We start from the raw sequence: 23,965 nt of genomic DNA, 5'->3' as shown, positions 1-23,965 counted from the left end.
CGGGTTTCACGGGCCGGTGAGCAGGACCCGCGGGCCACAGATCCGGGTGCGATCCCTTGGGTGCTTGGGTGCTTGGGTGCTTGGGTGCCAGAGGGCCGGGTGTGATCCCGTGGGTGCGTGGGTGCGTGGGTGCGTGGGTGCGTGGGTGCGTGGGTGCGTGGGTGCGTGGGTGCGTGGGTGCGTGGGTCAGCCGAGGGCGGCGATGAGGGCGACGGCGTTCACCGGCAGGGCGCGGCACGGCCGCCCCTCCCGGCCATACGGCGGGAGGGAACGGACGGCCGTGCGGGTCAGGCGGGCTCTCCACCCTGCCCCGGGACGTCGGTGACGGACGCGGGGCGGTCGGCGAGGTGCCGCACCTGCTCGTCGTAGCTCTCCAGCAGGGACCTGAGCTGGCGGCGGGCCTCCTCCGGCACCTCCTGGGGCGTGCCGTCCGCCAGATGGCGCACCGCGGCCATGAGCGCGGCGATCTCACGGACGTGCATGGTCGCCCGGATGACCGTCGGTTGCACCCTTTCCAGTCGCACGGTCACGCCTGGGAGCTGAGGTACTGGCCGATCTGGCCCAGCTCGTCCTTGAAGGTGTCGAAGTCCTCCCGCATCCCGTTCAGGTACGCGCTCCAGCCCAGGCTCGACTTGGCGTAGTGCACGGCCTCCTGGATCTCCTGGTCGGTGGCGCCGAAGAGCTTCGCCGCCTCGGTGTGGAACAGCGTGCAGTACGTGCACTTGGTCTCCGAGTGCAGGGCGACGCCCATCAGCTCCTTGTACTTGTTCGGGATGAGCGTCTCACCGAGCTCCAGGTGCTTGAAGAGCTCCCACTCTGCGCCGATCAGCTCGTCCGGGATGGCGGAGAAGAAGTGCGGGACGAGGCCCAGCGTGTTCTTGATGTCGGCCTCGACCTCACCGCGGCTCAGCGTGGTCATGTCGGCCTCCTTCCTGCGGTGCCCGCGCGCAGGGCGCGGACCAGCGGATGAGGGGCGCGATGCCGGTCACGGGCGACGCGATGCCGGTCACGGGCGAGCGGCCGTCCGGACGCGGAACCGTGGTCCGCGCGGTGCGCCCCTCTCCCCAGTCTGTGGCTCTGACCTGCGCGAATCCACACCTGCGCGCGCGATGACCACCATCGGCCCCGCGAGCAACCCCTGCCGCGGCCGTCGGTGGAGTGAACCGGGTCGGGCCGTCCCGGGCGACAGGCCCAGGACGGCCCGGGAGCCGCGTGCGCGTCAGGCCGGGGAGGACTCCAGGCCCAGTTCCGCGGCCAGGAAGCGGCGCAGGTGGGCGCGCGCCTGCTCGATGCTCAGCGGCGGAGCGCCCCGCAGGCGGCGCAGGGCCAGTCCGTCGACCAGCGCGTCACCAGGGGAACAGCGGCCTCCAGGATGAGCCGCCGCCGCACCTCGGTGGGCTGGCGGGTGCGCTTGTCCGGCGCCCGGACTCCGGTGTCTACTTCGGGCGGCGGCGCAGGTCGATCTGGGCGTTGGCGCCGGTGTCGGGATCCACCACGACCTCCTGGCCCGCGGCGATCCCGTCGACCTCCAGTTCGGCGTCGGTGGGAGCCGCGCGCTTGAGCACGCCCAGCGCGATGGGCCCCAACTCGTGGTGGCGGGCCGACGACCCCACCCGGCCCACCTTGCGGCCGTCGAGCTCGATCGGGGCGCCCACCTCCGGCAGGCGCTCGGCGGTCCCGTCCAGGTGCAGCATGACCAGGCGGCGCGGCGGACGCCCCAGGTTGTGCACCCGCGCCACCGTCTCCTGGCCCGGGTAGCAGCCCTTCTCCAGGTGCACCGCGCGGCCGACCCAGTCCACCTCGTGCGGGATCGTGCGCTCGTCCGTGTCGACGCCCGCGCGGACCCTGTGGTGCGCGATGCGGTCGGCCTCGTAGGCCCACATCCCGGCGGGCCGCGCCCCGGCGGCGGTGAGCGCCTCGGCCACCTCGGTGAGCCGTTCGGCGGGCACGAACAGGTCGGTCTCGTCCATCGTCAGGCGCGCGACCACGCCCTCCAGCACGTCGCCGGCCGCGTCGACGGCCTCCGCGCGCTTGGGGCCGAGCAACGTCAGAACGGCGAAGCCGTCGCCGAGGTCGGCGACCTCCACGCGCAGCATGAAGCGCATGGAGTCCAGGAACGCCGCCAGGTCGGCGCCGCGCCCCGGCTCGGTGTGGATCCAGGTGGACTCGCCGTCGTCCACCAGCGACAGGTGGTGGCGCAGGTGGCCGCGGTTGTCCAGGACCAGCGCCTCGGTGCCCACGCCCGGTGCCAGGTCGCTCGTGAGCTGGCTGGTGAGGTCGTTGAGCCAGGTGAGGCGGTCGGGTCCGCTCACCCGCACCACGTCCCGGTTGCTCCGGTCCACCCAGGCGGCGGCGCGTTCGGCGGCACGGCCCTCGTGGGCGGGGTCTCCGTAGTGCGCGGCGACGCCGGAGTCGGTGTGCTCGGCGGTCACGGCACCGGGTGTGCTCAGCAGCGGCGAAGTCATACCGCCGAGCCTAGCCGCCCCGCCAAGTCGCTCGCGAGTGCGCCTCTGACCTGCGATGACGCGAGTCAGAAAAACACTTGCCCGGCGGGACCCACGGGACGTACTGTCGGTGGCACGCAGGAAAGGAGGTGGTCCGAAAGATGATTTCTCTCAGGACTGGCGAGGTGGCCGTCCGCTAGGACGACGCTCGCGTTCGCGACGTCGTTCGCCGCGAATCCACGACGGACACCCGGACCCCGGGTCGCCGGAACTCGTCCGACCGGCCCCACCCCCTCGGTGGGAGGACACCCGGGGTCTGCCCCTGCCCGCGGCCCGGCCGCGGAGCTACGTCCCGGTTGGCCGCGCGCCGGCCTTCTTCAGCTGGGCCGACATGTACGACCGCAGCTCGTGCCCCCGCGCCGCCAGGTCCCACGCGTAGCCCAGGGTCTCCCGGTCGTCGCCGAAGAGCCCGTAGAGCCGGTGCGAGGCGGTGACCTCCAGGCCGGTGATCGTGTGCATCACCGCGTTGGTGGCCATCTCCACCCGGTTGGCGAACACGTTGCCCAGGTAGGACTCTATGAACCCCTCGTTGTGGGTGATGAGCACTTCGAGGTGGATGATGTTCTTGTCGTCGTCCTTGGCGTACTGCGCGGTGTCGGCCTCCGACAGCGCGCGCCAGTAGCCGGACTCCTCCGTGATGACCTCGCCCAGCGTGCCGTCGGCCTTCATGCGCCAGGCCTTGCTGCTGTAGGTCAGGTACGGAGCGTCCGGGCTGTGGGAGAACTCGACCTCCTGCCCGAACTGGAACTCTTCCTCTTCGGCGTAGCCGGCGACGCCGACGCCCTCCCAGCGGCCGAGCAGGAAGGACAGTTTCGCCAGATCGGGGTGTACTTCAGCGTCCATGACGTCTGAGCGTAGCCGGATCGGAGCACTGTCACGTCCGCTCGGGCCGACCCCGGCCCCTGCCACCAGCGCGTCCCGGGACGGCCATGCCCAATTGGCCCCGCTTTCCCGAAGAACTGGTAAAGATTGTCTGCGACACGGTGTGGTCACGGGGTGTCGAACCCGCCGTCGTCTCCCACCCTCCGACGCAGAATTAAGGGGCGGCCTGTGTTGCTGGTCATCGGTTCGGCGCTGCTCTTCGCCGCGGTCGTCCTCCTGCCGCTCACCGTCATCGGCCTGCGCCGCTGGCTGCGCCAGCGCGGCGTCGCCCAGCTGCGGCCCCGGTCGCTCGCCGCGCTGGAGGGGCGACGCGTCACCCTGTCCGGTGTCGCCGCCCCCGGGCCCGCGGGGCCCATCACCTCCGGACTGGCCGGCGCGGAGTGCGTGTGGCACGGGCACGAGGTGCTGCGGCACTACTGGCCGCTCAACCACGACGGGGGAACCGTCCGCGAACGCGCCTGCGACCCCATCGCCGAGTACGGCGGCGAGGAGCTGTTCGGCCTGGTGGCCGAGGGGGACCGCGCCGACGGTGACCGCGTCTTCGTCGACCCGGGCGACGCCGAGACCCGTGGCGCCGAACTGTGCCTCAAGCGTGTGGTGGGACGCCCGCAACCGGGTGTGGCCGCCGCCGCGGACGACCTGTTGCCGCGGGTGCGCGGTCGGATCTCCGGAGTCTTCCGCGGCGAGACGATCGAGTTCGAGTACCGCGAGTGGGTGATCCGCCCGGGCGCACGGCTCCGCGTCAGCGGACGCGTCCAGCTGCGCGAGGGCCGGGTCGTGCTGGTCGCTCCCGAGGGCGGGAAGCTGGCCATCGAGCACGGCGTCGACGCGCAGCCCGCCCGTATCCCGCCCCGGCGCCGGGAGGCGGTCGCGCTCACGGTGCTCTTCGGCGCCTGCGCGGCGGTGGGGGCGGTGCTGGTCCTCGTCGGCCTGTCACTAGGCTGACCGACATGTCCCGTTCCTTGGTGATCAAGGTCACCGCCGGAGAGAACGACCCCGAGCGGTGCAACCAGGCGTTCACGGTCGCCGCGGCGGCCCTGGCCAGCGGGGTCGACGTCTCGCTCTGGCTGACCGGTGAGTCGGCGTGGTTCGCCGTCCCCGGCCGGGCCGAGGAGTTCGCCCTCCCGCACGCCGCCCCCCTGTGCGACCTCCTCGAAGCCGTCCTGGCCGCCGGCCGGGTGACGGTGTGCACGCAGTGCGCCGCCCGGAGGGAGCTGACCCAGGACGACCTCATCACGGGGGTGCGCATCGCGGGGGCGCCGTCGTTCGTCGAGGAGGCCGTCGCCGAGGGCGCCCAGGCGCTCGTCTACTGAGGTCCGCCCCCGAAGGCACGGCGCCCGTGCCGCCGGAGGCGACACGGGCGCGAGCGCCGAGGGCGCCCCCGGGGCGGTGGCGGGCGACGGGTGGGCTACTTCTTGCCCTGGTTGGCCACGGCCTCGATCGCGGCCTTGGCGGCCTCCGGGTCGAGGTAGGTGCCGCCCGCGTTGCGCGGCGTGAAGTCGTCGTCGAGGTCGTACAGCAGCGGGATGCCGGTGGGGATGTTCAGCCCGGCGATGTCGGCGTCGCTGATCCCGTCCAGGTGCTTGACCAGCGCGCGCAGCGAGTTGCCGTGCGCGGCGACCAGCACGGTCTTCCCGGCGGCCAGGTCGGGGACGATGGAGTCGTACCAGTAGGGCAGGGCGCGGTCCAGCACGTCCTTGAGGCACTCGGTGCGGGGCTTCAGCTCCGGCGGAAGCTGCGCGTAGCGGGTGTCGGCGGCCTGCGAGTAGGGGTCGTCGTCGGCGATGGGCGGCGGCGGGGTGTCGTAGGAGCGGCGCCAGATCATGAACTGCTCTTCGCCGTACTCCTCGCGCGTCTGCGCCTTGTCCTTGCCCTGCAGGGCGCCGTAGTGGCGCTCGTTGAGGCGCCAGGAGCGCTCGACCGGCAGCCAGTGCAGGTCGGCGGCGTCCAGCGCCAGGTTCGCGGTGCGGATGGCGCGCTTGAGCAGCGAGGTGTGCAGGATGTCCGGCGTGACACCGGCCTCCTTGAGCAGCTCACCGCCCCGGCGGGCCTCGTCCTCGCCCGTCGCCGACAGGTCCACGTCCACCCAGCCGGTGAACAGGCCCTTCGCGTTCCAGACACTCTCACCGTGTCGCAGCAGTACCAGAGTTCCCATGGGACCAAGCCTAGCCACTCCGCCCTTCCGCTCGGGCGCCCCCATCTCCTAACGCTGTTAGGAAGTACTCTCCGGCGGGGTCGCGGGCTCGGTGCCCGTGTGCGGCTCGGCCAGGTGGGCGAAGGCCCGCAGGTTGCGCATGTCGTGGCCGCGCTCGGCCCGCCACTTCCACTCCTTGCGGATCGCCGAGGCGAAGCCCAGCTCCAGCGCGCGGTTGAAGTTCTCGTCGGAATAGGTGAGCACGCATCCCAGCAGCCGGTCGACCTCGTCGCTCGTCACGCCCTCCAGCGGCAGGCGCCCGCGGATGTACACGTCGCCGACCTCGTCGGCCGCGAAGGCCATCCCGAACATGCCCGAGTTGCGCTGCATCAGCCAGCGGTAGAACTCGCCGTGGTTCTCGTCCGGCTGCCGGCAGAAGAACGACGTGACGCCGAGGCTGTGCGGCCCGACCTCCAGCCACACGAGTGTCTTGAGCTTGGCCCGGCCGGGGATCGTGACGAGGAAGGAGCCCTCCCGGGGGAGCTCCGTCTCCAGTCCGGCCTCGGCGACCGCCTCGGTGATCGCCCTCGCCGCGGCCTCACGCGCCGTCTGCGTCTGCACCTGCGGGTCCCTTCCGGTCATCGGCACGCCGCCAGGGGCAGCGCGCGCGGGGTGATGCTCGCGCGGTACACGTCCAACAGGTCGTCGACGGTCCGCGACCAGCCCAGGGTGGCGGCGTGCTTGGGGGCCGCCATCGCCAGCTTGGCACGCCAGGCGGGCTCGGCGATGAGGCGGTGCAGTTCGGCGGCGTAGTCGGAGGGGTCGTGCCCCTCCACCAGCACCCCGGACACGCCGCCCGACACGGCCGTGGTCAGCCCGCCCACGCGCGCGGCGACGACCGGGGTGCCGCAGGCCTGGGACTCCACCGCCACCAGGCCGAAGGACTCGGAGTAGGACGGCACCACGGTCGCCGTGGCCGCGCGGTAGTAGTCGGCCAGCCGCCGACGGTTCTGCGCGGGTTCCAGGCGCACCACGTCGGCCACGCCCAGGGACTCGGCCAGGTCGGTGAGCAGGAGGGGTTCGTTCTGGCCGACGCCGGACAGGCCGCCCACCACGCCCACCACCAGGCGCGAGCGCAGGGAGGGGTCGCGCTCCAGGAGTTCGGCTGCGGCGCGGATGAGGATGTCGGGGGCCTTGAGCCGCTGCACCCGTCCCACGAACAGCAGGAGCTCGGTGCCGGCGGGCAGGCCGAGCCGGGCCAGCGCCTCGGCCCGCGAGCCGGGGGTGAAGACCTCCAGGTCCACACCCGGCGGGATCGTGCTGATCTGGTGGTCCCCGGCGCCGTAGTGCTGTTTGAGCTGGCGCGCCTCGTCGTCGGTGTTGGCGATCAGCCGGTCGGCCTGGCGGACCAGCTGGTCCTCGCCGCGCACCCGCATCTCGGGTTCGGGCCGGTCGCCCTCGGCCAGGGCGGCGTTCTTCACACGGGCCATCGTGTGCATCGACTGCACCATCGGCACCCCCCAGCGGCGAGCGGCCACCACGCCCGCGCGTCCCGACAGCCAGTAGTGGCCGTGGACGAGGTCGTAGTGGCCGGGATCCCCCTGGGCCTCGGCGCGCAGGAGTCCGAAGATGAACGGACACAGGTGCTCGGCGAGCGTGTTCTTGTCGAGGTGGCCGAAGGGCCCGGCGGGGACGTGCCGGACGTTGACGCCCGGCGCCAGTTCCACCACCGGAGGCAGGTCGGCGCGGGTGGCGCGGGTGAACACGTCCACGGCCACACCGCGTTCGGCCATCCGGCGGGCGACCTCGACGACGTAGACGTTGAGACCGCCGGCGTCACCGGTGCCGGGCTGGTCCAGGGGGGAGGTGTGCAGGCTGATGGTGGCGACGCGGGAGGGGAGTGGTGCGGGGTCTCCCTCAGTCACGGTTCCAGACACCGGTGGTCCCTCCACGTCGTGTATACAGCCGCTGTCGTCAACAGCGACGAAGGTACACACTGTTCCCGCCTGGATTGTCCGAGGGGTCTGGTATTGACCGACGCCGACCTACGGTGTAGCGGCCCACCCCGACACCAGGAAGTCGACCACGTCGGGCAAGGAACGTTCCCAGGTACGGAAGTCGTGCCCGCCGCGCGGCCGGAGCGTGGCGACCGTCATACCGCGGTCGGTGAGCAGTCCGGCGAAGCGCTCCGCCTCGCCCTGGATGCTCCCCTCCTGGAGCGGGGTGTGCTCCTCGGTCCCCTCGACCAGTACGAACCGCAGGTCCTCGACGCCGTCGGAGTCGAGCAGGAGGTCGGGGCTGTGGTCCGCGGCGCCGTCCCCTAGCACCTCGTGGGGGTCGTCGACGCGGAAGTAGCCCGCCCAGCTGGCGACCTGCGCGTACAGGTCGGGGTGGCGCAGCGCCGTGGCGGCCGCCCCGTAGCCGCCCATGGAGAACCCGCCGATCGCCCGCAGGTCCCGTGGGCGTACGTGCTCTCCCTCGACCGCCTCGATCACCGGTCCGGTGACGAAGCTCTCCAGCGCGAAGCGGCCGTCGGCGGCGTCGGCCCACTCGGTGGTGGTGCCCCCGATCTCCTGGCCGTACGGTGCGGCGATGACGAACTCGACCCCGGCACGGCACATCTCCTGGTCCAGGAGCGGACCGAGGCCCTGCGCCATGAGGGTCTCGTGGGTGGAGGCCGAACCGTGCAGGAGGTAGAGGACGGGCAGGTCGGCGCTGTCGGGGCCCGGCGGACGCCGGATCCACAGCGGACGCTCGCCGCCCGGCGCGGCCTCGTCCGGCAGTGCCACCACCCGGTCCGTGCCGGGTTCGTTGCACACCGCGACCTGGCCGGGCTGGGGGATCGGTGCGGGGACGGGGACCTCGCGGTCGGAGGGGAAGCCGAGCCGACCGGTGGCGAGCGCGGGGCCGGCCTCGGGCGGGTGCAGGCCCAGCCGGTCCGCGACCCCCTCGGGCGGGAGCGTCGCCAGCGCGGCCGCGGCCGCGACGACGACGCAGGAGGAGACGAGAATGACGGCCCGTCGGGAGAATGTCGCGCGCACACCGAACCTCAGAGTCGGGAACAGCGGTCACCACGCCCGTGGGGAAACACCGCGGGTCGCGGGTAGTGACCGAGTGTAGTCAACTGTCTCCGTTTCGTGCCCGGAACGGCGGATCCGGGCCGCGGTCAGACCGCCACCACCGCGGTCAGACCTCCACCGGATGCCGCAGCCGCAGGTCGTCCGGGTAGGGGAGCAGGTAGGTCTGCTCACGCGCCCACACGACGTCCTCCGCCGCGCAGTGGTGGCGCAGAAGGGCCACGGGCAGGCTGAGCGGGGCCTCGCCCACCCGGTACGACTCGATCGCCTCCAGCAGGTCGTGCCGTCGGGCGTCGTCCAGCAGCGGGCTGAGCATCCCGAAGGCGTGCTGGAGCGCGTTGGCGTGCTTGCCTCGGCTCGTGCGCACCGCCATCGTGGTGTGGAAGGCCTTCGTGTAGGCCCTCGCGGTCTCCGCGCGCGGGGCGTCGCCGACCGCGGCGACGATGCGCCCGGTCTCCCGGTACCCCTCGGGGGAGTGGGACATCAGCTGGAGCTTGTGCCGCGTGTGGAACTCCACCAGGTCACGGGGCCGCCAGTCGTCGGACAGCAGGAGCCGGAGGCGGGCGTGGGCGAAGACGCGCTGGACGAAGTGCTCGCGCAGCCCCGCGTCCGAGAGGCGTCCCTGCTCCTCCACCGGCAGGTCCGGCAGCAGGCGGGTCAGGCGTTCGGCGAAGGCTCCGCGCCCCTTGCCGTGGACCCGGTTCGCCGCGTCGTCGAACACCGGGAGCGCCAGGAGGCCGCAGCTCGGCGACTTGTTCTTCAGCACGTAGCCGTCCACGTGCTCCAGGCCGCCCAGGTGCCGGTCGGCGACCGCGGCGAGGTCGTCGGTGTGGTCGGCGCCGTCCTTGCTGGAGATCACCCGGTCCGCCTCCCCGATCCGCTGCAGGCGCAGGGTCGGGCGCGGAACGCCCAGGCCGATCTCCGCCTCCGGGCAGACGGGCAGCCAGTCCACGTGCCGCCCCAGCTCGTCGGTGAGGAACCGGGAACGGGAATGGCCTCCGTTGTAGCGGACCGGGGCTCCCAGCAGGCAGCTGGAGACGCCGACCACGGGCCGGGCCGGTTCGGGACGGGAGGTGGCGCGCGGCTGGCTCATACGCCCACGCTACTGCGCACGGGCCGCTCCGACCAGGGAGACATCGCCTAGGGTGATGATTCAGCTCCCCTGTGTTCTGGAGGTTCGGTGTGCCGCCGAGCGTGATCGTCCTGTTCACCCAGGACCTGCGGGTCCACGACCATCCGGCGTTGGGCGCCGCCCTGGCCGGGGGCCGACCCGTCCTGCCGCTGTTCGTCATCGACGACCGCCTCGTGGACACGGCCGCCCGCAACCGGAACGCCTACCTCGCCGAAGCCCTCGCCGACCTGCGGTGGTCCCTGCGCAGCCGGGGGTCCGACCTCGTCCTGCGCCGGGGGGAAACGGTCGAGGAGGCCCTGCGCGTGGCGAAGGAGACCGGCGCGGACACGATTCACCTGAGCGCCGGAGTCAGCCGCTTCGCCGCCCATCGCGCGCGGCGGCTGCGGGAGGCCGGTGTGGCCGTGTGGGAGTTCCCGGGGCTCACCGTCGTTCCACCCGGGGAGGTCGTGCCCCAGGGCGGGGACCACTACAAGGTGTTCACCCCGTACTGGCGGGCCTGGGAGGCGTCCTCCTGGCGCGCGATCGAGCCCGCTCCGGACGGGCTGCCTCCCCATGGGGACCTCGCCCCCGGTGAGCTGCCGCGCTCGCTGGGCGACCGCGGCCGGGGCGAGACGGCGACCGACCGGATCGCCGGAGGGGAGGACGCGGCCCGGGCCCGGCTCCGGACCTGGGTCGAGCGCGGCCAGGCCGAGTACCCGGACCGGCGCGACGACCTGGCCGGGGCGGCCACCTCGCACCTGTCGGCCGACCTGCGCTTCGGCTGCCTGTCCCCGCTGGAGGTCGCCCTCGCGGGGCGGGAGCGTCCGGGACACGGGGAGTTCGTGCGCCAGCTCGCCTGGAGGGACTTCCACCACCAGGTGACGGCGGCCTTTCCGGAGATCGGCCGCCGCGACTACCGGGACCGCGGGCGCCAGTGGCGACACGACCCGGACGCCGTCGCGGCCTGGCGGCAGGGCCGGACCGGCGTGCCCGTCGTCGACGCGGGGATGCGCCAACTCCTGAGGGAGGGGTTCATGCACAACCGGACCCGGATGATCACCGCGGCGTTCCTGACGCGCACGCTGCGGGTGCACTGGCGCGAGGGAGCCGCGCACTTCGAGGACCACCTCGTGGACGGCGACGTCGCCGACAACCACGGCAACTGGCAGTGGGTCGCGGGGACCGGCAACGACACACGGCCCAACCGGGCCTTCAACCCGCTCCGCCAGGCGCGGCGCTTCGATCCCGGCGGCGACTACGTCCGCCGGTACGTCCCCGAACTCGCCGGCCTCCCGGGCGCACGCGTCCACACGCCGTGGCGGGAGGAGCGTCCGCCGACCGGCTACCCGCCGCCGATCGCCGACCCCGGGCACTGACCGGGTGCGGCGTCGGGCACGCGGCGCGGATCGCCGCCGGGTCCTGCCCGGGAAGCGGTGCCGTTCAGGCGGTGTCGAAGGCTCGTTGGAAGGCGGCCAGGGCGGTGTCGTCGAACAGGACCAGCCGAATCTCCGGCACCCGCGCCTCGGCCGCGTGGATCGCCTCGGCGGCGATGCGCGCGGCGTCGTCGAGCGGCCACCGGTACACGCCGGTGGAGATCGCGGGGAAGGCCACCGACTCCGCGCCGAGGTCCCGTGCCAGACGCAGGGACTCGGTGTAACAGGAGGCGAGCCGTGCACCGCGGTCCTCCGTGGTGCTGTGCACCGGCCCCACGGTGTGGATCACCCAGCGGGCGGGCAGCAGCCCGGCCGTGGTGGCCACCGCGTGGCCGACGGGCAGGCCTCCGCCGAGGTGCCCGGATCGCAGACGGCGGCACTCCTCCAGGATCGCCCCGCCGCCCTTGCGGTGGATGGCGCCGTCGACCCCGCCGCCCCCGAGGAGGGAACCGTTGGCCGCGTTGACGATGGCGTCCACCCGCTGCTCGGTGATGTCGCCTTTGGTGACGATGAGGCGCATGTCATTGCTGGTGCCCATGGTGGGACTCCTTCCCGGGTGCGCGTCGGCAGTATCGCCGTCCGGGTCGGCTTTCGGTAGGAAATCTCGGCTGATCCGTCAGGGCCGCACACCCGTGAACGGGCGGCTTGGTCCGCGCTCCGGAGCAGACGTGCGACTCGCCGACGCGGGCCGCATCGCCCCGCCCGCCGGGTGATCCGAATTTAACCGGGGGTACGACAGCGTGTAGTACTAGCCCCGGTAGACTCGGATCCATGAATCGGCTTGGCGAACTTGAACGCGCGGTGATGGATGTACTGTGGGCACGAAACGAACCAATGACGGTTCGTGAGGTCGGCAAAGCGCTCACCGAACGCGACCTGGCACACACGACCGTCATGACCGTGCTCGATCGACTCGCCAAGAAGAAGGTGGTCTCCCGGGCACGTGAGGGTCGTGCGTGGCGATACAGTCCGGCCGCGAGCCGTGAGGCCTATGTGTCCGAGCTGATGTTCGACGCCCTCGGTCAGACGGGGGACCGCGACGCGGCCCTGGCCGCCTTCGTCCAGTCCATGGACGGCCAGGAGGCTGAAGCGCTTCGGCGCGCACTCGGGGAAATCGAGCAGCCAAGGAACTAGCCCGTATGGTCAGTGCCGCACTTCTCTCTCTCATCGCGGTCGGCTGCCTCATCGCCATGGAAGCACTCCACCGGGCGAAGTGGCCGACCCGCGGCCCCTACACCGCGGTCATCACCTGGCAGGCGCTCGGCCTGGCCTGGGGGGTGTCGACCATCGGTGCGCTCCTGGCGTTCGGGCTGTCCTCCTACGAACTCGGTGCCGCGCACGGCCTGCTCGCCCTGGCCGGCGACATCGTCACCGGCCGACTCATCTCCTCCGAGCTGTCCCTGGGGGCGGAGGGCGCCAGCCACATCGTGGCCGTGGCGCTGGCCGCCGCACTGACCCTCGTGCTCTTCTACGGTCTCGTCTCCTCCTTCGTGCAGGTCGTCCGGGTGCGCCGCCGCCACCACGACCTGCTGGAACTGGTCGCCAAGGACCACCCCGACGTGCCCGGCGCGCGGGTGGTGGACCACCCGGCCGCCGCCGCGTACTGCCTGCCCGGTGTGCTGCGCTCCCAGGTCGTCATCAGCGAGGGGGCCCTGGCGGTCCTGGACCGCGCGGAGCTGGCCGCCGTCCTCGCCCACGAGAACGCGCACCTGCGCCAGCGGCACGACCTCGTCCTGCTGCCGTTCTCCTCCCTCAAACGCGCGTTCCCGCGCGTGCGCCTGGTCCGCACCTACTACGAGAGCGTGGCCCTGCTCATCGAGATGTGCGCCGACGACCAGGCCCGACGGCACAGCTCCCGCCGCGAACTCGCCATGGCCCTGCTCCGCTTCGGCGCCGCGGGCCCCGCTCCGGTGCCGGCCGGTGCGATGGCCGCCGTCGAGCAGTCCGAGCCGGACGTCATGCGTCGCGTCAACCGCCTCCTGCGTCCCGACGACGAACTCCCGTACCACGCGGGCGCCGTCATCATGGGCGGATCGGCGTTCCTGCTGGCCTTCGTCACCTGCCTCTGGCACATCCCGGTCTGACCGGCCCGGTCACCGCACACGTGTGATCCGGGCCTCGACCGGGCACTAATCGCGGGTCTGATCCGTTTAGTGTGGAGAGCGGGCGGACCCCCGTTCGGGACGTAGTCGGGAGCGTGCATGTACTTGATCTGGATGGCCGTCTACACGGCCACCTTCGTGGCCAGCCTCTACGCACTGATCGAGGCACTGCGCACACCGGCCTCCGCGTTCGAGATCATGGACAAGCAGAACAAGCGGCTGTGGGTCATCCTCACCGGTGCCGCGACCGGTGTCTCCCTGCTGGCGGTGCTCACCGGCACGGGGTTCCTCGTGATCATGGGTCTGGTGGCCACGCTCATCTTCCTCCTGGACGTGCGTCCGGCGGTCAAGGGGAGCCAGGGCGGGCGCAACAACGGCCCCTACGGCCCCTGGTAGGCCGCAGACCTCACGCCCCGGTCCCTTGGGGGCGATGGCCGGGCCGCGGACTCTCGTCCAGAGTCCGCAGCACCTGCCAGAGCGACTCCGCGTAGGCGGGGTCGCCCGTGTAGCACGAGTGGCCCAGGATCTCCGGTCTGCGGGCCTCACCCGGCGGCGCGTCGTAGGAGCGCGGGTCGGGCAGCGGCTCGGCGATGGCGACCACCTCGTCCTCCCCGATCTCCCCGGCGGCGTCGCGCATGCGGACCGGCCCGGCGATGGCGTCCGTCATCCGCCACAGGTTGCGCCAGTCCGAGACCCGCGTGCGCAGGTCGGCGAAGGCCACCGGCCCGAAGTAGGCGGGGAAGTAGCGCGCGTACAGCCGGTTCAGCGGTGATCCGTGCGTGATGAGCGCGATACGCCCCTGCGTGTCGGCGGGTAGCTGCCACACCGTGGCCGCCGCCAGCACCGACCCCTGGGAGTGCCCCGACAGCACCACACCCGTGCCGTCCTTGGCCATCCGCGCCACACGCGCGGCCAGCTGCGGGACCGCCCGCTCCGCGTAGGAGGGCGGCGCCAGCGGGTGCGCGACCCGCGGCCAGAACGTCCCCACGTCCCACAGGGCGCCCACCGCCTGCCGCGTGGGTCTGTCCCGGTAGGCGCTGCGCCCGATCCAGGCCAGGGCCACCAGCGCGAGGCCGCCGATGAGGGAGCCGATGGACACCAGCCCCGTCACCGCGTCCTGGGCCAGCAGCCCCAGTCGCCCGGAGACCGCCGCGTTCGCGGTCACCGCGCCGGCGACCAGGTCGCCGGACAGCGCCGCGTACAGCACCAGCGCCACCAACAGCACCGCCGGTGTCAGGAACACCGCCATCACCGACGGCAGCACCTCCGTCAGCCGCCCGAGCGCCCGCGCCCGGGCGATGTCCCATGTGCGCCGGTCCCTAACACTCCGGGCGTACTGCTCGGTGACGGCCGGTACGTGGGCCCGGGTGCCGCGCCGTATCTCCAGGGCGAGCACGGCCGCCGTGCCCAGGGCGATGGCCGCCTCGAACGCGAACGCGAGCTGGAGCCAGGAGTAGGCCGCGGGCGGATCCAGCGGCAGGCAGTCGCCTCCGGAGGAGCCCCGCGTCCCGCAGCCGCTCAGCCACAGCGAGCCCTGGTAGACCAGCGCGGCGGAGAACCCGCCGCCGAGCAGGGCGCCCAGCACCGCGGTCGCCGGGCCCGCCAGGCCGCGCATCGCCGTGCCGTCGTGCGCGCGGTCCACGGCGTAGAGCACCAGCGCCGCCACCAGGAGCAGCACGGCGAACGTCCCCTGGACGGCGAACAGCGTGTTGAGCGCCGTATCGTGCCCGGGCAGCCGACCCTGCGCGGACCAGCCCGCGCGCGGCCACACCGTGTACCCGGCGACCGCGACCGCGAGCACGATGGTGGTGTCGCGCAGGATCCGGCAGACCCGGTCCGCCCGCGCGTTCCAGCGCGGATCGGCCCCCGGCACGAGCACACTCGCCGTGCTCACGGCCAGCACCGCGCCCAGGAGCACGGCCAGGGCCAGGCCCGCGTACGGTCGCAGCCCCGGATCCGCGTCGCGCGTCAGATCGTCCTGGAGCGCCGGAACCAGCAGGAACAGGGCGACCATCCCCACGGCCACCGCGATGTGCGCCGACCGCAGCCGCGCCATGGTCTCGCTGTTGCGCCAGAACTCCGCGTGGCTGAGCGGCGCCTCGGCCGCCTCCCGCGGCGGCACCGGCGAGGCCACGACCTCGTAGTCGGCGGCGGTCCGCCGCGACAGCCGCCACAGCACCAGCACCACCGCGATCGGCAGCGCCGCGCCCACCAGGAGCGCTATGCCCGGAGCGGAGAGCGGCGAGTCGGGCGCGGCCAGGAAGCCCAGCCACGGCCTGGTGCCGGCACACGTCTCGCCCAGGCCCCCGCACTGCCAGGCGACCAGGTCCATCCCGATCCCGGCCGTGGCCAGCGTGATGAGGGCTGTCAGCGACAGCGCGAGCAGCCGCACGCTCGCCCCGTACACGTTGTTGGCCACCCGGCTCAGCCCGACGGGCTGTCGGTCCATCCGGCCCGGGCGCATCCAGTACGCGACGTTGAGCAGCATGAACGGCAGGAGCAGCAGCCACAGCGCCCGCGAGGAGCTTCCCGAGGTCAGGTTGCCCCACGCGAAGATCTCCCGCCGCACGCCGGGGACGGTCTCGGTGTCGGGCTCGCGGCGCCACCGGAAGAACCCGGCCAGCCGGTCGCCGCCCACCCGCATGGCGGGCTCGACGTCCAACAGCTCCTCCGCCTGCCCGCCGCTGACGCCGTGCACGCGCAGTTCCACCCGGTCGGTGAGGGGCCGGGGGCCGCCGGGGGAGTCCTCCCGAGCCAGCGGTTCCGCGGCGCCGGGGTCGACGGCGGGGGCTCCGGTCGCGCGAGCTTCGGCGGTGCCGGAGGCGACGGTGCGGGCGTCCTCCCGCGCACGGGGTTCCACGAGACGGGGTTCGGCGGTCCGGACGTTCTGGCCCGGGCTCGACGGCGGGGGCTCCGGTCGCGCGGGCTTCGGCGGTGCCGGAGGCGACGGCGCGGGCGTCCTCCCGCGCACGGAGTCCTGCGGCGGGGCCGGTGGTGTCGGAGGGGCGGTGGGGGGCGGTGGTCCCGGGCGCGGGAGAACCCGGTGGGGAGTCGTGGTCCTGCATACGCAGCATCCTGCCACGCTGAGTGGCCGAGTGACAGCGGTAACGTACGGCCTGTGGACAACCGGCTCCCGGCCGGATCCGCCCGGGAGCGCCGCCCTACTCCACCAGGTCCTCGTCGTCCACGTCCCAGGTGTTGCAGGCACCCGGCGCCTGCTCCTCCCACCCCGTCCGCGTCCACCACACGCCGTTGTCCACCGAGCCGTGCGTGCGCTCCGACTCCGGGCCGTCCTCCCGGTCCGCGGTGGCCGCGGCGTCCTCCAACAGCGACTCCAGATCGCCGTCGTCCAACGGGTAGGTGACCCGTATCGAGCCCAGGAACGCGCCCGCCAGGCAGTTGGCCTGCAGTTCGCTGCGGCGCGTCCACGCGTTGCGCCCCTCGGGGTCCGGCTCCAGCTCGCGCTGCTCGTGGTAGTACTCCAGCAGCCCGGACTCGCCCTGGACGTGGTGGCTGTACTCGTGCGCCAGCAGCGACGCGTAGACCACGCTGCGGGTGGCGCCGTTCCACTTCTCCACCACGTCCGAGGTGCCGATGTAGATGCTCGTGCTCGCCCGGCAGTAGAAGGCGCCCGCCGCCGACGGGTAGGGGCGGCACGGGCTCACCCCCGGCTCGGACCAGAACACCCGATCCGGCGGCTCGAACGGGATCCCCGCCCGCGCGAACTGGGTCGTCCACGCCTCGTCCAGACAGTCCGCCACCGCGTGGAGGAACCCCTCCATCGCGACGGCGTCGTCCACGTCCGGCTCGTCGACCGGGCAGGGCAGCGGGCTCAGCCGGTCGGTGCCGTAGAGGGGGTTGGCCACCAGGGCGGCGTGCCCCGAGGGCCGCTCGGCCTGGTCCAGGCCGCCCGAGGCCCCCAGCACGCCCGAGCCTCCCGAGGGCTCCTGCGCGGGCTTGTCGTCGGGGCTGGTGACCGCCGCCCCGTCCGGGCGACCGGAGCCCGCAGCGTCCGGCGGCACGTCCTCCACGACCGCGGTCCACGACAGCAGGGCGAGCGCGAACAGGGCCGCGAGCAGGCCGCCCACCATGGTGAGCGGCCCCCGGCCCGCGCGGTCCCCGCTCACCGCACCAGGCCCTCGTCCGCGTTCCAGGTGTCACAGGACGCCGGGTCCACGCGGTCCATGCCGTGGGCGGTCCACATCCGGCCGTTCTCCGCCGATCCGTGGGTCCGGTGGCGGCCCCGGTCGCTGCGCAGCCGGACGTCGTCGAGGATGTTGCGCCGCTCGGCCGGGCCGTACCCCAGCGAGTCGCCGGAGGCCCCGAGGAACACACCGCCCAGGCAGTTGGCCTGGAGTTCGTTGCGCCGGCTCAACTCGTCGGCCTCCTCCTGCTCCGCACCCGCCCGTTCGCTGTGGAACTGCGCCAGGATCCGCGACTGCCCCTGGACGTGGTGACCGTACTCGTGACTGATGAGGAACGTGTAGGCCTCCGGGTTCTCGTTGTGGGCCGAGGCCGCCACGATGTCCTCCAGCCCCAGGTAGAGGCCCTGGTTGGCGCCGCAGTAGAACGCCGCCGTGCCCTCCGAGGGGAAGGCCCCGCACGGGCTGTGGCCCGCCGCGGTCCAGTAGACGCGGTTGGGCGAGCTGAACTCCAGCCCGGCCCCGGCGAAGTAGTCGCCCCAGGCGTCGTCCAGACAGTCCGCGATGGCGTGGGCGAAGGTCTCCACCGACTCGGTGTCGTCCTTGTCCAGCTCAGGAGCCGTGCAGGTGACCTCGCCAAGCTCGCCGATACGGTACAGGGGGCTGTCGTTCAGCGGAGCGCTCTGGCCGACGGTCGTGGCGGGTCCGCCGCCGGTGCCGTGCGCGGTCCCGTCATCCGCCGTGGCGCCGCCGGTGCCGTCCGAGGACGTGACGGGTGCGCTGTGCTCCTCACCGGCCCGCGGTCGCGACCACGCGGGATCGGCGGAGTGCAGCAGTTCGGAGATCGCGAGGAACCCCGTGAACCCCATCGCGGCCAGACCCGCGGCCAGGCACAGTGACACACCGAGCCCCATCCGCTGGAGGAACCCCTGTCGCTCGGACCAGAACTCCGGACCCGCGGACACGCTCCGGCTCACGTTCGGCCCTCCACTGTGCGCGGGTACGCGACAACGCCCCGTGGCGACGCGGTCCCATCGGACCGGATAGGCTCTCGCGACATGTGGTGGGTCGGCTCCTGGCGCCCGGCCGTCGCGGTGGCGACGGCTCTTTTCGTGTTCTCCTCGCTGCTCCTGGTGCCCGTCGTGACCGGGACGCAGGGGCGGGCCCACGCCGCGACGGCGGCACCGGGCTCCACAGTACCGGGGGCCCGGACGTCGGCGGCTGGCGCTCCCGCCGCCGCGGACCCGGAGATCAACAACGACATACGCCTGCGGCTCGACCAGCGGGGGGCGCTCCACGGCGAGGAGACCCTGACCTTCGACGGGACCGCTCCCGAGACCTTCACCCGGTCGCTCACCGAGACCATGCTCTACGACACCGACCACGACCGGAACTTCGACGTGAGCGCGGTCTCGGCGACCGATCTCGGCGGCGACCCCGTGCCGGTCGAGACCGACAAGGTCGACGGCAAGCTGCTCGCGCGGATCCACACCGCCGGGACCGGCGGCGTGGTGCTCTCCTACCAGGTCACCGGCACCGTCAGCGAGATCGCGCAGGGCGTCCAGATGGAGTGGCGGGCGGTCGGCGGCTACAGCCACCACGTCGCGGCCACGGACGTGACCGTGACCGCGCCGCTTCCGCCCGAGGCGCTCTCCTGCCTGGCGGGGGAACGGCTCAGCGCGATCTACTGCACCGCCTCCGACATGGGCGAGGGCTCCGACCTCGCGCACTTCCTCCAGGCCGACATGGCTCCGCAGGACCGCCTGGACATCGTCGTCAACTACCCGGCCGGCACCGCCGAGGGCGAGCCGATCCTCACCCGCCGCTGGTCCCTCGTGTCGGCCTTCGAGGTCACGCCGCTGACCTCCAGCGTGTTCGGGCTGCTGCTGGTGGTGCTCGTGGGCGGCCTGGTGGTGCTGATCCGCGTCCGGGGACGCGACGAGCGCGCGCTGCGCAAGGAGGCCGCCCGGGGCGACCAGGTGCCCGTCGGAACCGGTGACCACGGGCGGCCCAGGTTCGAGCCGCCCGACGGCGTCCACCCGGGGCAGATCGGCACGCTGGTCAACGAGACCGTGGACATCACCGACCTCACGGGCGCGGTGGTCGACCTGGCGGTGCGGGGCTACATCCGGCTGGAGGAACTGCCCCACGAGCACTTCACGTCCGTGGACTGGCGGCTGGTCCGCCTGGACGGCCCGCCGGGGGAGTCCCTGCTGCCGTACGAGTGGCTGCTGATGGACGCCCTGTTCGGGGAGCACGCGACCGTGCGCCTGTCGCGTGTGGGGTCGCGGAGCACGGTCGACGACTTCCCCGCCCGCATCGACCGGGTGCGCGAGGAGCTCTACCGCGACATGGTCAGGCTGCGGTGGTTCGCCCGCCCGCCCCACCAGGTGCGGGGCCGCTGGAGCACCGCCGGCATGGCCATCACCGTCTCCGGCGTGGTCCTGACCGGCCTGCTGGCGGCGTTCACCTCGGCGGCGTTCACCGGGCTGGCGGTCATCATCGCGGGCGCGGCCGTCACGGCGGGCGCCCAGTACATGCCGGCCAAGACCAAGCTGGGCAGCTCGGTGTACGCGCACACCATGGGCTTCCGCGACTACCTGCTCAGCCAGCGGTCGGCGACCGCGCCGCCGGGGCAGCGGGTGGAGCTCTACTCGCGCTACCTGCCGTACGCGGTCATCTTCGACGACGTCGACCGGTGGGCGAACATCCTGGCCTCGGCCGCGCTCGCCGACCTCAGCGACGAGGAGCTCACCGGCGACGGCCTGGCGTGGTACACCGGTCCGCGGGAGTGGCGGATCGAGGACTTCGCGGACTCCATCAGCGCGTTCACGGTGATCCTCACCGGCATCATCACCAACAGCCGCCGCCTGGGGCTGCTCAACCAGCGCAGGCCGCGGTAGCGGTCCGGCGCAGGGGGCCGGGGCCGCGGTCGGCAACGCGCCCGAGGGACGGGCGGGAACAGAGGAGGAGGGACGCCATGAGGGCTGTGGTCCAACGGGTGTCGCACGCGTCGGTGACGGTCGGCGGCGAGGTCGTCGGGGCGATCGACCGGCCCGGACTGATGGCGCTGGTGGGCGTGACCCACGAGGACACCGAGGCCGAGGCCCGCAAGGTCGCGAGGAAGCTGTGGGGCCTGCGCATCCTGGAGGACGAGAAGTCGTGCTCCGACATCGGGGCCCCGCTTCTCGTCGTCAGCCAGTTCACGCTCTACGGCGACGCGCGCAAGGGCCGTCGCCCCACCTGGCAGGCGGCCGCGCCGGGGCCCGTCGCCGAACCGCTGGTGGACGCGGTGGTCAAGGAGCTGCGCGACCTGGGCGCGGAGGTCGCCACGGGGGTGTTCGGCGCCCAGATGTCCGTCGCCCTCACCAACGAGGGCCCCTTCACGGTCATCGTCGAGGTCTGAGGTACGTCACTCCACCGGCCCGCGGACGAGACCGGGGCGGGCATCGCCATTGGAGGAGGGGCGCCGAGCACCGAAGCGTCCGTTCGCGGGCCGCGCCGTACTCCCCGTCTGAGTCCTCGTTCACGCCCGTGTGCCGGTGCCCTGCCGGGGGACGGGGGTACGCCGGAGTGGCGCTCGAACGGGCACGTGCGCCGGAATCGTGCCCGAACGGGCACGTACGCCGGAGTGGCGCTCGACCAGGCACGTACGGCGGATACGCGGTCGGAAGCGGTCCACGGGCGCGCCAGCGGCCCGGAGACGGCGGTCCCGGGAGGTGGCGGGCCACGTCCCGGGACAGGGGGAGAGGGAGGGGTGGAGTCCTACTCCACCGCGGCGGTCACCGGCTCGAACTTGTAGCCCAGGCCGCGCACGGTCACGATGTACCTCGGGGTGCCGGGGTCCTCCTCGATCTTCGCGCGCAGGCGCTTGACGTGCACGTCGAGGGTCTTGGTGTCACCGACGTAGTCGGCACCCCACACACGGTCGATGAGCTGCATCCGGGTGAGCACCCGCCCGGCGTTGCGCAGGAGCACCTCCAGCAGCTCGAACTCCTTCAGGGGAAGCTGCACGTGGTCGCCGCGCACCGTTACCACGTGCCGCTCCACGTCCATGCGGACGGGACCGGCCTCCAGGGCGGCGGGCAGGACCACCTCGTCCTCGCCCCGGCGGCGCAGCACCGCGCGGATGCGCGCCACCAGCTCGCGGGACGAGAAGGGCTTGGTCACGTAGTCGTCGGCGCCGAGTTCCAGACCGACGACCTTGTCGATCTCGGAGTCCTTGGCGGTGAGCATGATCACGGGGACGTTGGACTTCTGCCGCAGGGTCCGGCACACCTCGGTGCCCGACAGCCCCGGCAGCATCAGGTCCAGCAGCACCAGGTCGGCGCCGGTGCGGTCGAAGGTCTCCAGGGCCACGGTTCCCGTGGGCGCCACGGCGACCTCGAAGCCCTCCTTGCGCAACATGTACGACAGGGCGTCGCTGTACGATTCCTCGTCCTCGACAACGAGTACGCGCGTCACTGTGCCGCCTCCTGACGGTCGGTGTTCCGGGAGGCTTCGGCCCCTCGGCTCTCGGGTCTGGGCAGACGCAGAGTGAACGTCGACCCGGACCCCTCCTTGCTCCACACGTTCACTTCTCCACGGTGGTGGGTCATGATGTGCTTGACGATGGCCAGGCCGAGACCGGTTCCGCCGGTGGCCCGGCTCCGAGCGGCGTCCACACGGTAGAACCGCTCGAAGATCCTTTCCAGGTCCTGCTGGGGAATCCCGATCCCCTGGTCCGCGACGCTGATGTCGACGCTGGTCCTGGACACGCCGACCGAGACGGCGACGCGCGTGTTCTTCGGACTGTAGGCCACGGCGTTGGCCACCAGGTTGCGCAGGGCCGTCCCGAGCAGCCCCTCGTCGCCGAGGACGGTGACGCCCTCCGCGCCGCTGCCGACCAGCTCGATGCCCTTGGCGTCCGCCGGCATGCGCACCGCGTCGAGGGCCTCCTCCACGACGGCGCCCAGGTCCACCCGGGTGGGCTCGGCCATCGGCTCCGCGCCCTGGATGCGCGAGAGCGTGATGAGGTCCTGGATGACCGCGGTGAGGCGGGACGCCTCGGTCTGCATGCGGTCGGTGAAGCGGCGCACCGCCTCGGGATCGTCGCTGGCGTCCTGTACCGTTTCCGCGAGCAGCGACAGCGCGCCGACCGGGGTCTTCAACTCGTGCGAGATGTTGGCCACGAAGTCGCGCCGGACGGCTTCCACCCGGCGGTGCTCGGTCTGGTCCTCGGCCAGGACGAGGACGAGCCCGGTTCCGCCCAGGGGGGCCACGCGTACCGCGAAGGACGTGGCGTCGGGGCCGAACTTGCGGACGGCCACCTCGATGTCCGTCTCCCGGATCACCCCGTCCCGCCGCACCTGCCTGGCCAGGGCCAGGAGTTCGGTGATGACGAGTTCCTCGCCCCGGACGATGCCGAAGGCGCGGGCCGCGGACGAGGCGCGCAGGACGCGGTCCGCGGAGTCGAGGACGACGGCTGAGGAGGGAAGCGCGGAGAGCACCTCGGCGATCCCGGGCGGCAGCGCGCCGCTGTCGGGACGAGGTGGGTCCGGTGTCCCGCGGTCGACCGCGCGGGTACGGAAGAAGGGACCGGCCAGGACACCGAAGACGATGCCTGTCACGAGTCCGAAGATGCCGGTCACGGCAGCGAGTAGTTCCCCTTGCACGGTTCGATCGTAAACGGACCGACTCAGTCTTTACCCTCCGAGGGACCGCGACACAACCGAGCTTCTTCCACCGTTCACCAACTCTTGGCCGACACTTCAAACAACCACTGGGAGCATTGACGCCATGCGCGATACCTACCACGAGGACCTCGACAGCCTGAGTGAACGCCTCGTCGAGATGACCAGGCTGGCCAGGCACGCGGTCGCCCGCGCCACCACGGCGCTGCTCGACAGCGACCTCACCGCCGCCCAGGAGGTCATCTCCGGTGACGAGGCGATCAACCGCCTCGACCAGGACATCGAGGACACGGCGTTCAGCCTGATGGCCCGCCAGCAGCCGGTCGCCTCCGACCTGCGGATGATCATCACGTCGCTCTACATGCGCGGTGACCTGGAGCGGATGGGCGACCACGCGGTCCACCTTGCGAAGATCGCCCGTCGGCGCCACCCGGACTCGGCGATCCCCAAGCCGGTCCGCTCGATCGTGCTGGAGATGGGCCACCAGGCGGAGATGCTGGTGACCAAGGCCGGCGAGGTCATCACCGAACGCGACCCCGACACCGCGCTGGAGCTGGACAAGGACGACGACCGGATGGACCGGCTGCGTCGCAAGCTGCTGCAGCGGATCCTCACCCCGGGCTGGGAGTACGGGGTGGAGGCCACCATGGACGTGACGCTGGTCGGCCGCTTCTACGAACGCTTCGGTGACCACGCGGTGCACGTCGCGGACAACCTGGTGTACATGGTGACCGGCGAGAAGCGGGAGGACTACGAGCCGGAGTCCTGAGCCGGGCCGAGTGGAGCCGCGCGTCCGGGGCGGAAAGGGTCGGAGGGGCACTCGAAAGCGGAGGGGGACGAGCGCCGACCGGCCTGTGTCGAAATCGTGACATGTATCGCTCCGGCGCGGGGAACCCTACCGGTTCGCG

General features: G+C 72.5%; 24 protein-coding genes. 9 read left to right on the top strand and 15 right to left on the bottom strand.

What is annotated here, in order from left to right; genetic code table 11:
- Positions 1-287: 287 nt before the first annotated feature.
- From ADL05_RS10915 to ADL05_RS10900, 4 genes are all read right to left on the bottom strand, one after another.
- Complete coding sequence (locus ADL05_RS10915) at positions 288-530, bottom strand: hypothetical protein (RefSeq protein ID WP_156365804.1); 243 nt, start codon at positions 528-530, stop codon at positions 288-290.
- The gene (locus ADL05_RS10910; RefSeq protein ID WP_053616769.1) at positions 527-919 is read right to left on the bottom strand and encodes a carboxymuconolactone decarboxylase family protein; all 393 of its coding nucleotides are present in this window, start codon (positions 917-919) and stop codon (positions 527-529) included. The genes ADL05_RS10915 and ADL05_RS10910 overlap by 4 nt, the downstream gene beginning before the upstream one ends.
- 517 nt (positions 920-1,436) lie before the next feature.
- Positions 1,437-2,465 carry a folate-binding protein YgfZ gene (locus ADL05_RS10905; protein ID WP_053616768.1) on the bottom strand — a complete coding sequence of 343 codons (1,029 nt, stop codon included), beginning with the start codon at positions 2,463-2,465 and terminating at the stop codon, positions 1,437-1,439.
- A 324-nt stretch (positions 2,466-2,789) separates the two neighbouring features.
- Complete coding sequence (locus tag ADL05_RS10900; protein WP_053616767.1) at positions 2,790-3,347, bottom strand: FABP family protein; 558 nt, start codon at positions 3,345-3,347, stop codon at positions 2,790-2,792.
- 207 nt (positions 3,348-3,554) lie between these two features.
- On the opposite strand from ADL05_RS10900, the gene ADL05_RS10895 reads away from it, so the two are divergent.
- Positions 3,555-4,331 (top strand): GIDE domain-containing protein, encoded by a 777-nt coding sequence (locus ADL05_RS10895; protein WP_053616766.1) that lies wholly within the window; start codon positions 3,555-3,557, stop codon positions 4,329-4,331.
- 5 nt (positions 4,332-4,336) lie between these two features.
- The gene (locus ADL05_RS10890; RefSeq protein ID WP_053616765.1) at positions 4,337-4,699 is read left to right on the top strand and encodes a DsrE family protein; all 363 of its coding nucleotides are present in this window, start codon (positions 4,337-4,339) and stop codon (positions 4,697-4,699) included.
- 95 nt (positions 4,700-4,794) lie between these two features.
- On the opposite strand, the gene ADL05_RS10885 is transcribed toward ADL05_RS10890, so the two are convergent.
- The 5 genes from ADL05_RS10885 to ADL05_RS10865 all read right to left on the bottom strand — a co-directional run bounded on the left by ADL05_RS10885 (position 4,795) and on the right by ADL05_RS10865 (position 9,690).
- A complete protein-coding gene (locus tag ADL05_RS10885) occupies positions 4,795-5,541 on the bottom strand; it encodes a phosphoglyceromutase (RefSeq protein ID WP_053616764.1) in 747 nt (248 codons plus the stop codon).
- Positions 5,542-5,598: 57 nt separating this feature from the next.
- Positions 5,599-6,162, bottom strand: a complete 564-nt coding sequence (locus tag ADL05_RS10880) for a YbjN domain-containing protein (RefSeq protein WP_053616855.1) — start codon at positions 6,160-6,162, stop codon at positions 5,599-5,601.
- On the bottom strand, positions 6,159-7,445 hold the full coding sequence (gene mshA / locus ADL05_RS10875) for a D-inositol-3-phosphate glycosyltransferase (RefSeq protein WP_369800925.1): 1,287 nt from the start codon (positions 7,443-7,445) through the stop codon (positions 6,159-6,161). The genes ADL05_RS10880 and mshA overlap by 4 nt, the downstream gene beginning before the upstream one ends.
- Before the next feature lie 120 nt (positions 7,446-7,565).
- Positions 7,566-8,561 carry an esterase family protein gene (locus ADL05_RS10870; RefSeq protein ID WP_053616762.1) on the bottom strand — a complete coding sequence of 332 codons (996 nt, stop codon included), beginning with the start codon at positions 8,559-8,561 and terminating at the stop codon, positions 7,566-7,568.
- A gap of 145 nt (positions 8,562-8,706) precedes the next feature.
- Complete coding sequence (locus ADL05_RS10865; protein ID WP_053616761.1) at positions 8,707-9,690, bottom strand: DUF523 and DUF1722 domain-containing protein; 984 nt, start codon at positions 9,688-9,690, stop codon at positions 8,707-8,709.
- Between the two features lie 89 nt (positions 9,691-9,779).
- On the opposite strand from ADL05_RS10865, the gene ADL05_RS10860 reads away from it, so the two are divergent.
- Positions 9,780-11,084 (top strand): deoxyribodipyrimidine photo-lyase, encoded by a 1,305-nt coding sequence (locus tag ADL05_RS10860; RefSeq protein ID WP_082376281.1) that lies wholly within the window; start codon positions 9,780-9,782, stop codon positions 11,082-11,084.
- A 64-nt stretch (positions 11,085-11,148) separates the two neighbouring features.
- Here the strand turns inward: ADL05_RS10860 and ADL05_RS10855 are convergent, their stop codons facing one another.
- Positions 11,149-11,679 carry an O-acetyl-ADP-ribose deacetylase gene (locus ADL05_RS10855; protein WP_053616759.1) on the bottom strand — a complete coding sequence of 177 codons (531 nt, stop codon included), beginning with the start codon at positions 11,677-11,679 and terminating at the stop codon, positions 11,149-11,151.
- Positions 11,680-11,912: 233 nt separating this feature from the next.
- On the opposite strand from ADL05_RS10855, the gene ADL05_RS10850 reads away from it, so the two are divergent.
- The 3 genes from ADL05_RS10850 to ADL05_RS10840 all read left to right on the top strand — a co-directional run bounded on the left by ADL05_RS10850 (position 11,913) and on the right by ADL05_RS10840 (position 13,639).
- Entirely contained in the window at positions 11,913-12,275 is a 363-nt protein-coding gene (locus ADL05_RS10850) for a BlaI/MecI/CopY family transcriptional regulator (RefSeq protein WP_082376267.1), read from the top strand.
- 5 nt (positions 12,276-12,280) lie between these two features.
- Positions 12,281-13,225 (top strand): M56 family metallopeptidase, encoded by a 945-nt coding sequence (locus ADL05_RS10845; protein ID WP_053616757.1) that lies wholly within the window; start codon positions 12,281-12,283, stop codon positions 13,223-13,225.
- 117 nt (positions 13,226-13,342) lie between these two features.
- Complete coding sequence (locus ADL05_RS10840; protein WP_053616756.1) at positions 13,343-13,639, top strand: DUF2516 family protein; 297 nt, start codon at positions 13,343-13,345, stop codon at positions 13,637-13,639.
- Between the two features lie 10 nt (positions 13,640-13,649).
- Here the strand turns inward: ADL05_RS10840 and ADL05_RS10835 are convergent, their stop codons facing one another.
- The 3 genes from ADL05_RS10835 to ADL05_RS10825 form a co-directional block, all read right to left on the bottom strand.
- Positions 13,650-15,953 (bottom strand): hypothetical protein, encoded by a 2,304-nt coding sequence (locus tag ADL05_RS10835; protein WP_053616854.1) that lies wholly within the window; start codon positions 15,951-15,953, stop codon positions 13,650-13,652.
- 451 nt (positions 15,954-16,404) lie between these two features.
- Positions 16,405-17,334, bottom strand: coding sequence for a neutral zinc metallopeptidase (locus ADL05_RS10830; RefSeq protein ID WP_082376279.1), 930 nt, complete (start codon positions 17,332-17,334; stop codon positions 16,405-16,407).
- A 32-nt stretch (positions 17,335-17,366) separates the two neighbouring features.
- Entirely contained in the window at positions 17,367-18,299 is a 933-nt protein-coding gene (locus ADL05_RS10825; protein WP_053616853.1) for a neutral zinc metallopeptidase, read from the bottom strand.
- Between the two features lie 144 nt (positions 18,300-18,443).
- Here ADL05_RS10825 and ADL05_RS10820 point away from each other — a divergent pair, with 144 nt between their 5' ends.
- Positions 18,444-20,288 (top strand): DUF2207 domain-containing protein, encoded by a 1,845-nt coding sequence (locus ADL05_RS10820; protein ID WP_053616754.1) that lies wholly within the window; start codon positions 18,444-18,446, stop codon positions 20,286-20,288.
- A 77-nt stretch (positions 20,289-20,365) separates the two neighbouring features.
- Positions 20,366-20,791 carry a D-aminoacyl-tRNA deacylase gene (dtd, locus tag ADL05_RS10815; protein ID WP_053616753.1) on the top strand — a complete coding sequence of 142 codons (426 nt, stop codon included), beginning with the start codon at positions 20,366-20,368 and terminating at the stop codon, positions 20,789-20,791.
- 359 nt (positions 20,792-21,150) lie between these two features.
- On the opposite strand, the gene ADL05_RS10810 is transcribed toward dtd, so the two are convergent.
- Positions 21,151-21,849, bottom strand: coding sequence for a response regulator transcription factor (locus tag ADL05_RS10810; protein WP_053616752.1), 699 nt, complete (start codon positions 21,847-21,849; stop codon positions 21,151-21,153).
- On the bottom strand, positions 21,846-23,015 hold the full coding sequence (locus tag ADL05_RS10805; RefSeq protein WP_369800927.1) for a sensor histidine kinase: 1,170 nt from the start codon (positions 23,013-23,015) through the stop codon (positions 21,846-21,848). Before ADL05_RS10805 ends, ADL05_RS10810 begins: the two co-directional genes overlap by 4 nt.
- Positions 23,016-23,163: 148 nt before the next feature.
- On the opposite strand from ADL05_RS10805, the gene phoU reads away from it, so the two are divergent.
- Positions 23,164-23,826, top strand: a complete 663-nt coding sequence (gene phoU / locus ADL05_RS10800) for a phosphate signaling complex protein PhoU (protein ID WP_053616750.1) — start codon at positions 23,164-23,166, stop codon at positions 23,824-23,826.
- Positions 23,827-23,965 lie beyond the last annotated feature (139 nt).

The sequence above is a fragment of the Nocardiopsis sp. NRRL B-16309 genome, assembly GCF_001279585.1.
Classification (GTDB): domain Bacteria; phylum Actinomycetota; class Actinomycetes; order Streptosporangiales; family Streptosporangiaceae; genus Nocardiopsis.
This window is presented reverse-complemented; position numbering and strand designations above follow the sequence as displayed.

Coding starts and splice junctions, on each gene's coding strand:
- ADL05_RS10910 (WP_053616769.1), bottom strand. CDS start 919: ATGACCACGCTGAGCCGCGGTGAGGTCGAGGCCGACATCAAGAACACG.
- ADL05_RS10905 (WP_053616768.1), bottom strand. CDS start 2,465: ATGACTTCGCCGCTGCTGAGCACACCCGGTGCCGTGACCGCCGAGCAC.
- ADL05_RS10900 (WP_053616767.1), bottom strand. CDS start 3,347: ATGGACGCTGAAGTACACCCCGATCTGGCGAAACTGTCCTTCCTGCTC.
- ADL05_RS10890 (WP_053616765.1), top strand. CDS start 4,337: ATGTCCCGTTCCTTGGTGATCAAGGTCACCGCCGGAGAGAACGACCCC.
- ADL05_RS10885 (WP_053616764.1), bottom strand. CDS start 5,541: ATGGGAACTCTGGTACTGCTGCGACACGGTGAGAGTGTCTGGAACGCG.
- ADL05_RS10880 (WP_053616855.1), bottom strand. CDS start 6,162: ATGACCGGAAGGGACCCGCAGGTGCAGACGCAGACGGCGCGTGAGGCC.
- ADL05_RS10865 (WP_053616761.1), bottom strand. CDS start 9,690: ATGAGCCAGCCGCGCGCCACCTCCCGTCCCGAACCGGCCCGGCCCGTG.
- ADL05_RS10855 (WP_053616759.1), bottom strand. CDS start 11,679: ATGGGCACCAGCAATGACATGCGCCTCATCGTCACCAAAGGCGACATC.
- ADL05_RS10850 (WP_082376267.1), top strand. CDS start 11,913: ATGAATCGGCTTGGCGAACTTGAACGCGCGGTGATGGATGTACTGTGG.
- ADL05_RS10845 (WP_053616757.1), top strand. CDS start 12,281: ATGGTCAGTGCCGCACTTCTCTCTCTCATCGCGGTCGGCTGCCTCATC.
- ADL05_RS10840 (WP_053616756.1), top strand. CDS start 13,343: ATGTACTTGATCTGGATGGCCGTCTACACGGCCACCTTCGTGGCCAGC.
- ADL05_RS10830 (WP_082376279.1), bottom strand. CDS start 17,334: ATGGTGGGCGGCCTGCTCGCGGCCCTGTTCGCGCTCGCCCTGCTGTCG.
- ADL05_RS10825 (WP_053616853.1), bottom strand. CDS start 18,299: ATGGGGCTCGGTGTGTCACTGTGCCTGGCCGCGGGTCTGGCCGCGATG.
- ADL05_RS10820 (WP_053616754.1), top strand. CDS start 18,444: ATGTGGTGGGTCGGCTCCTGGCGCCCGGCCGTCGCGGTGGCGACGGCT.
- dtd (WP_053616753.1), top strand. CDS start 20,366: ATGAGGGCTGTGGTCCAACGGGTGTCGCACGCGTCGGTGACGGTCGGC.
- phoU (WP_053616750.1), top strand. CDS start 23,164: ATGCGCGATACCTACCACGAGGACCTCGACAGCCTGAGTGAACGCCTC.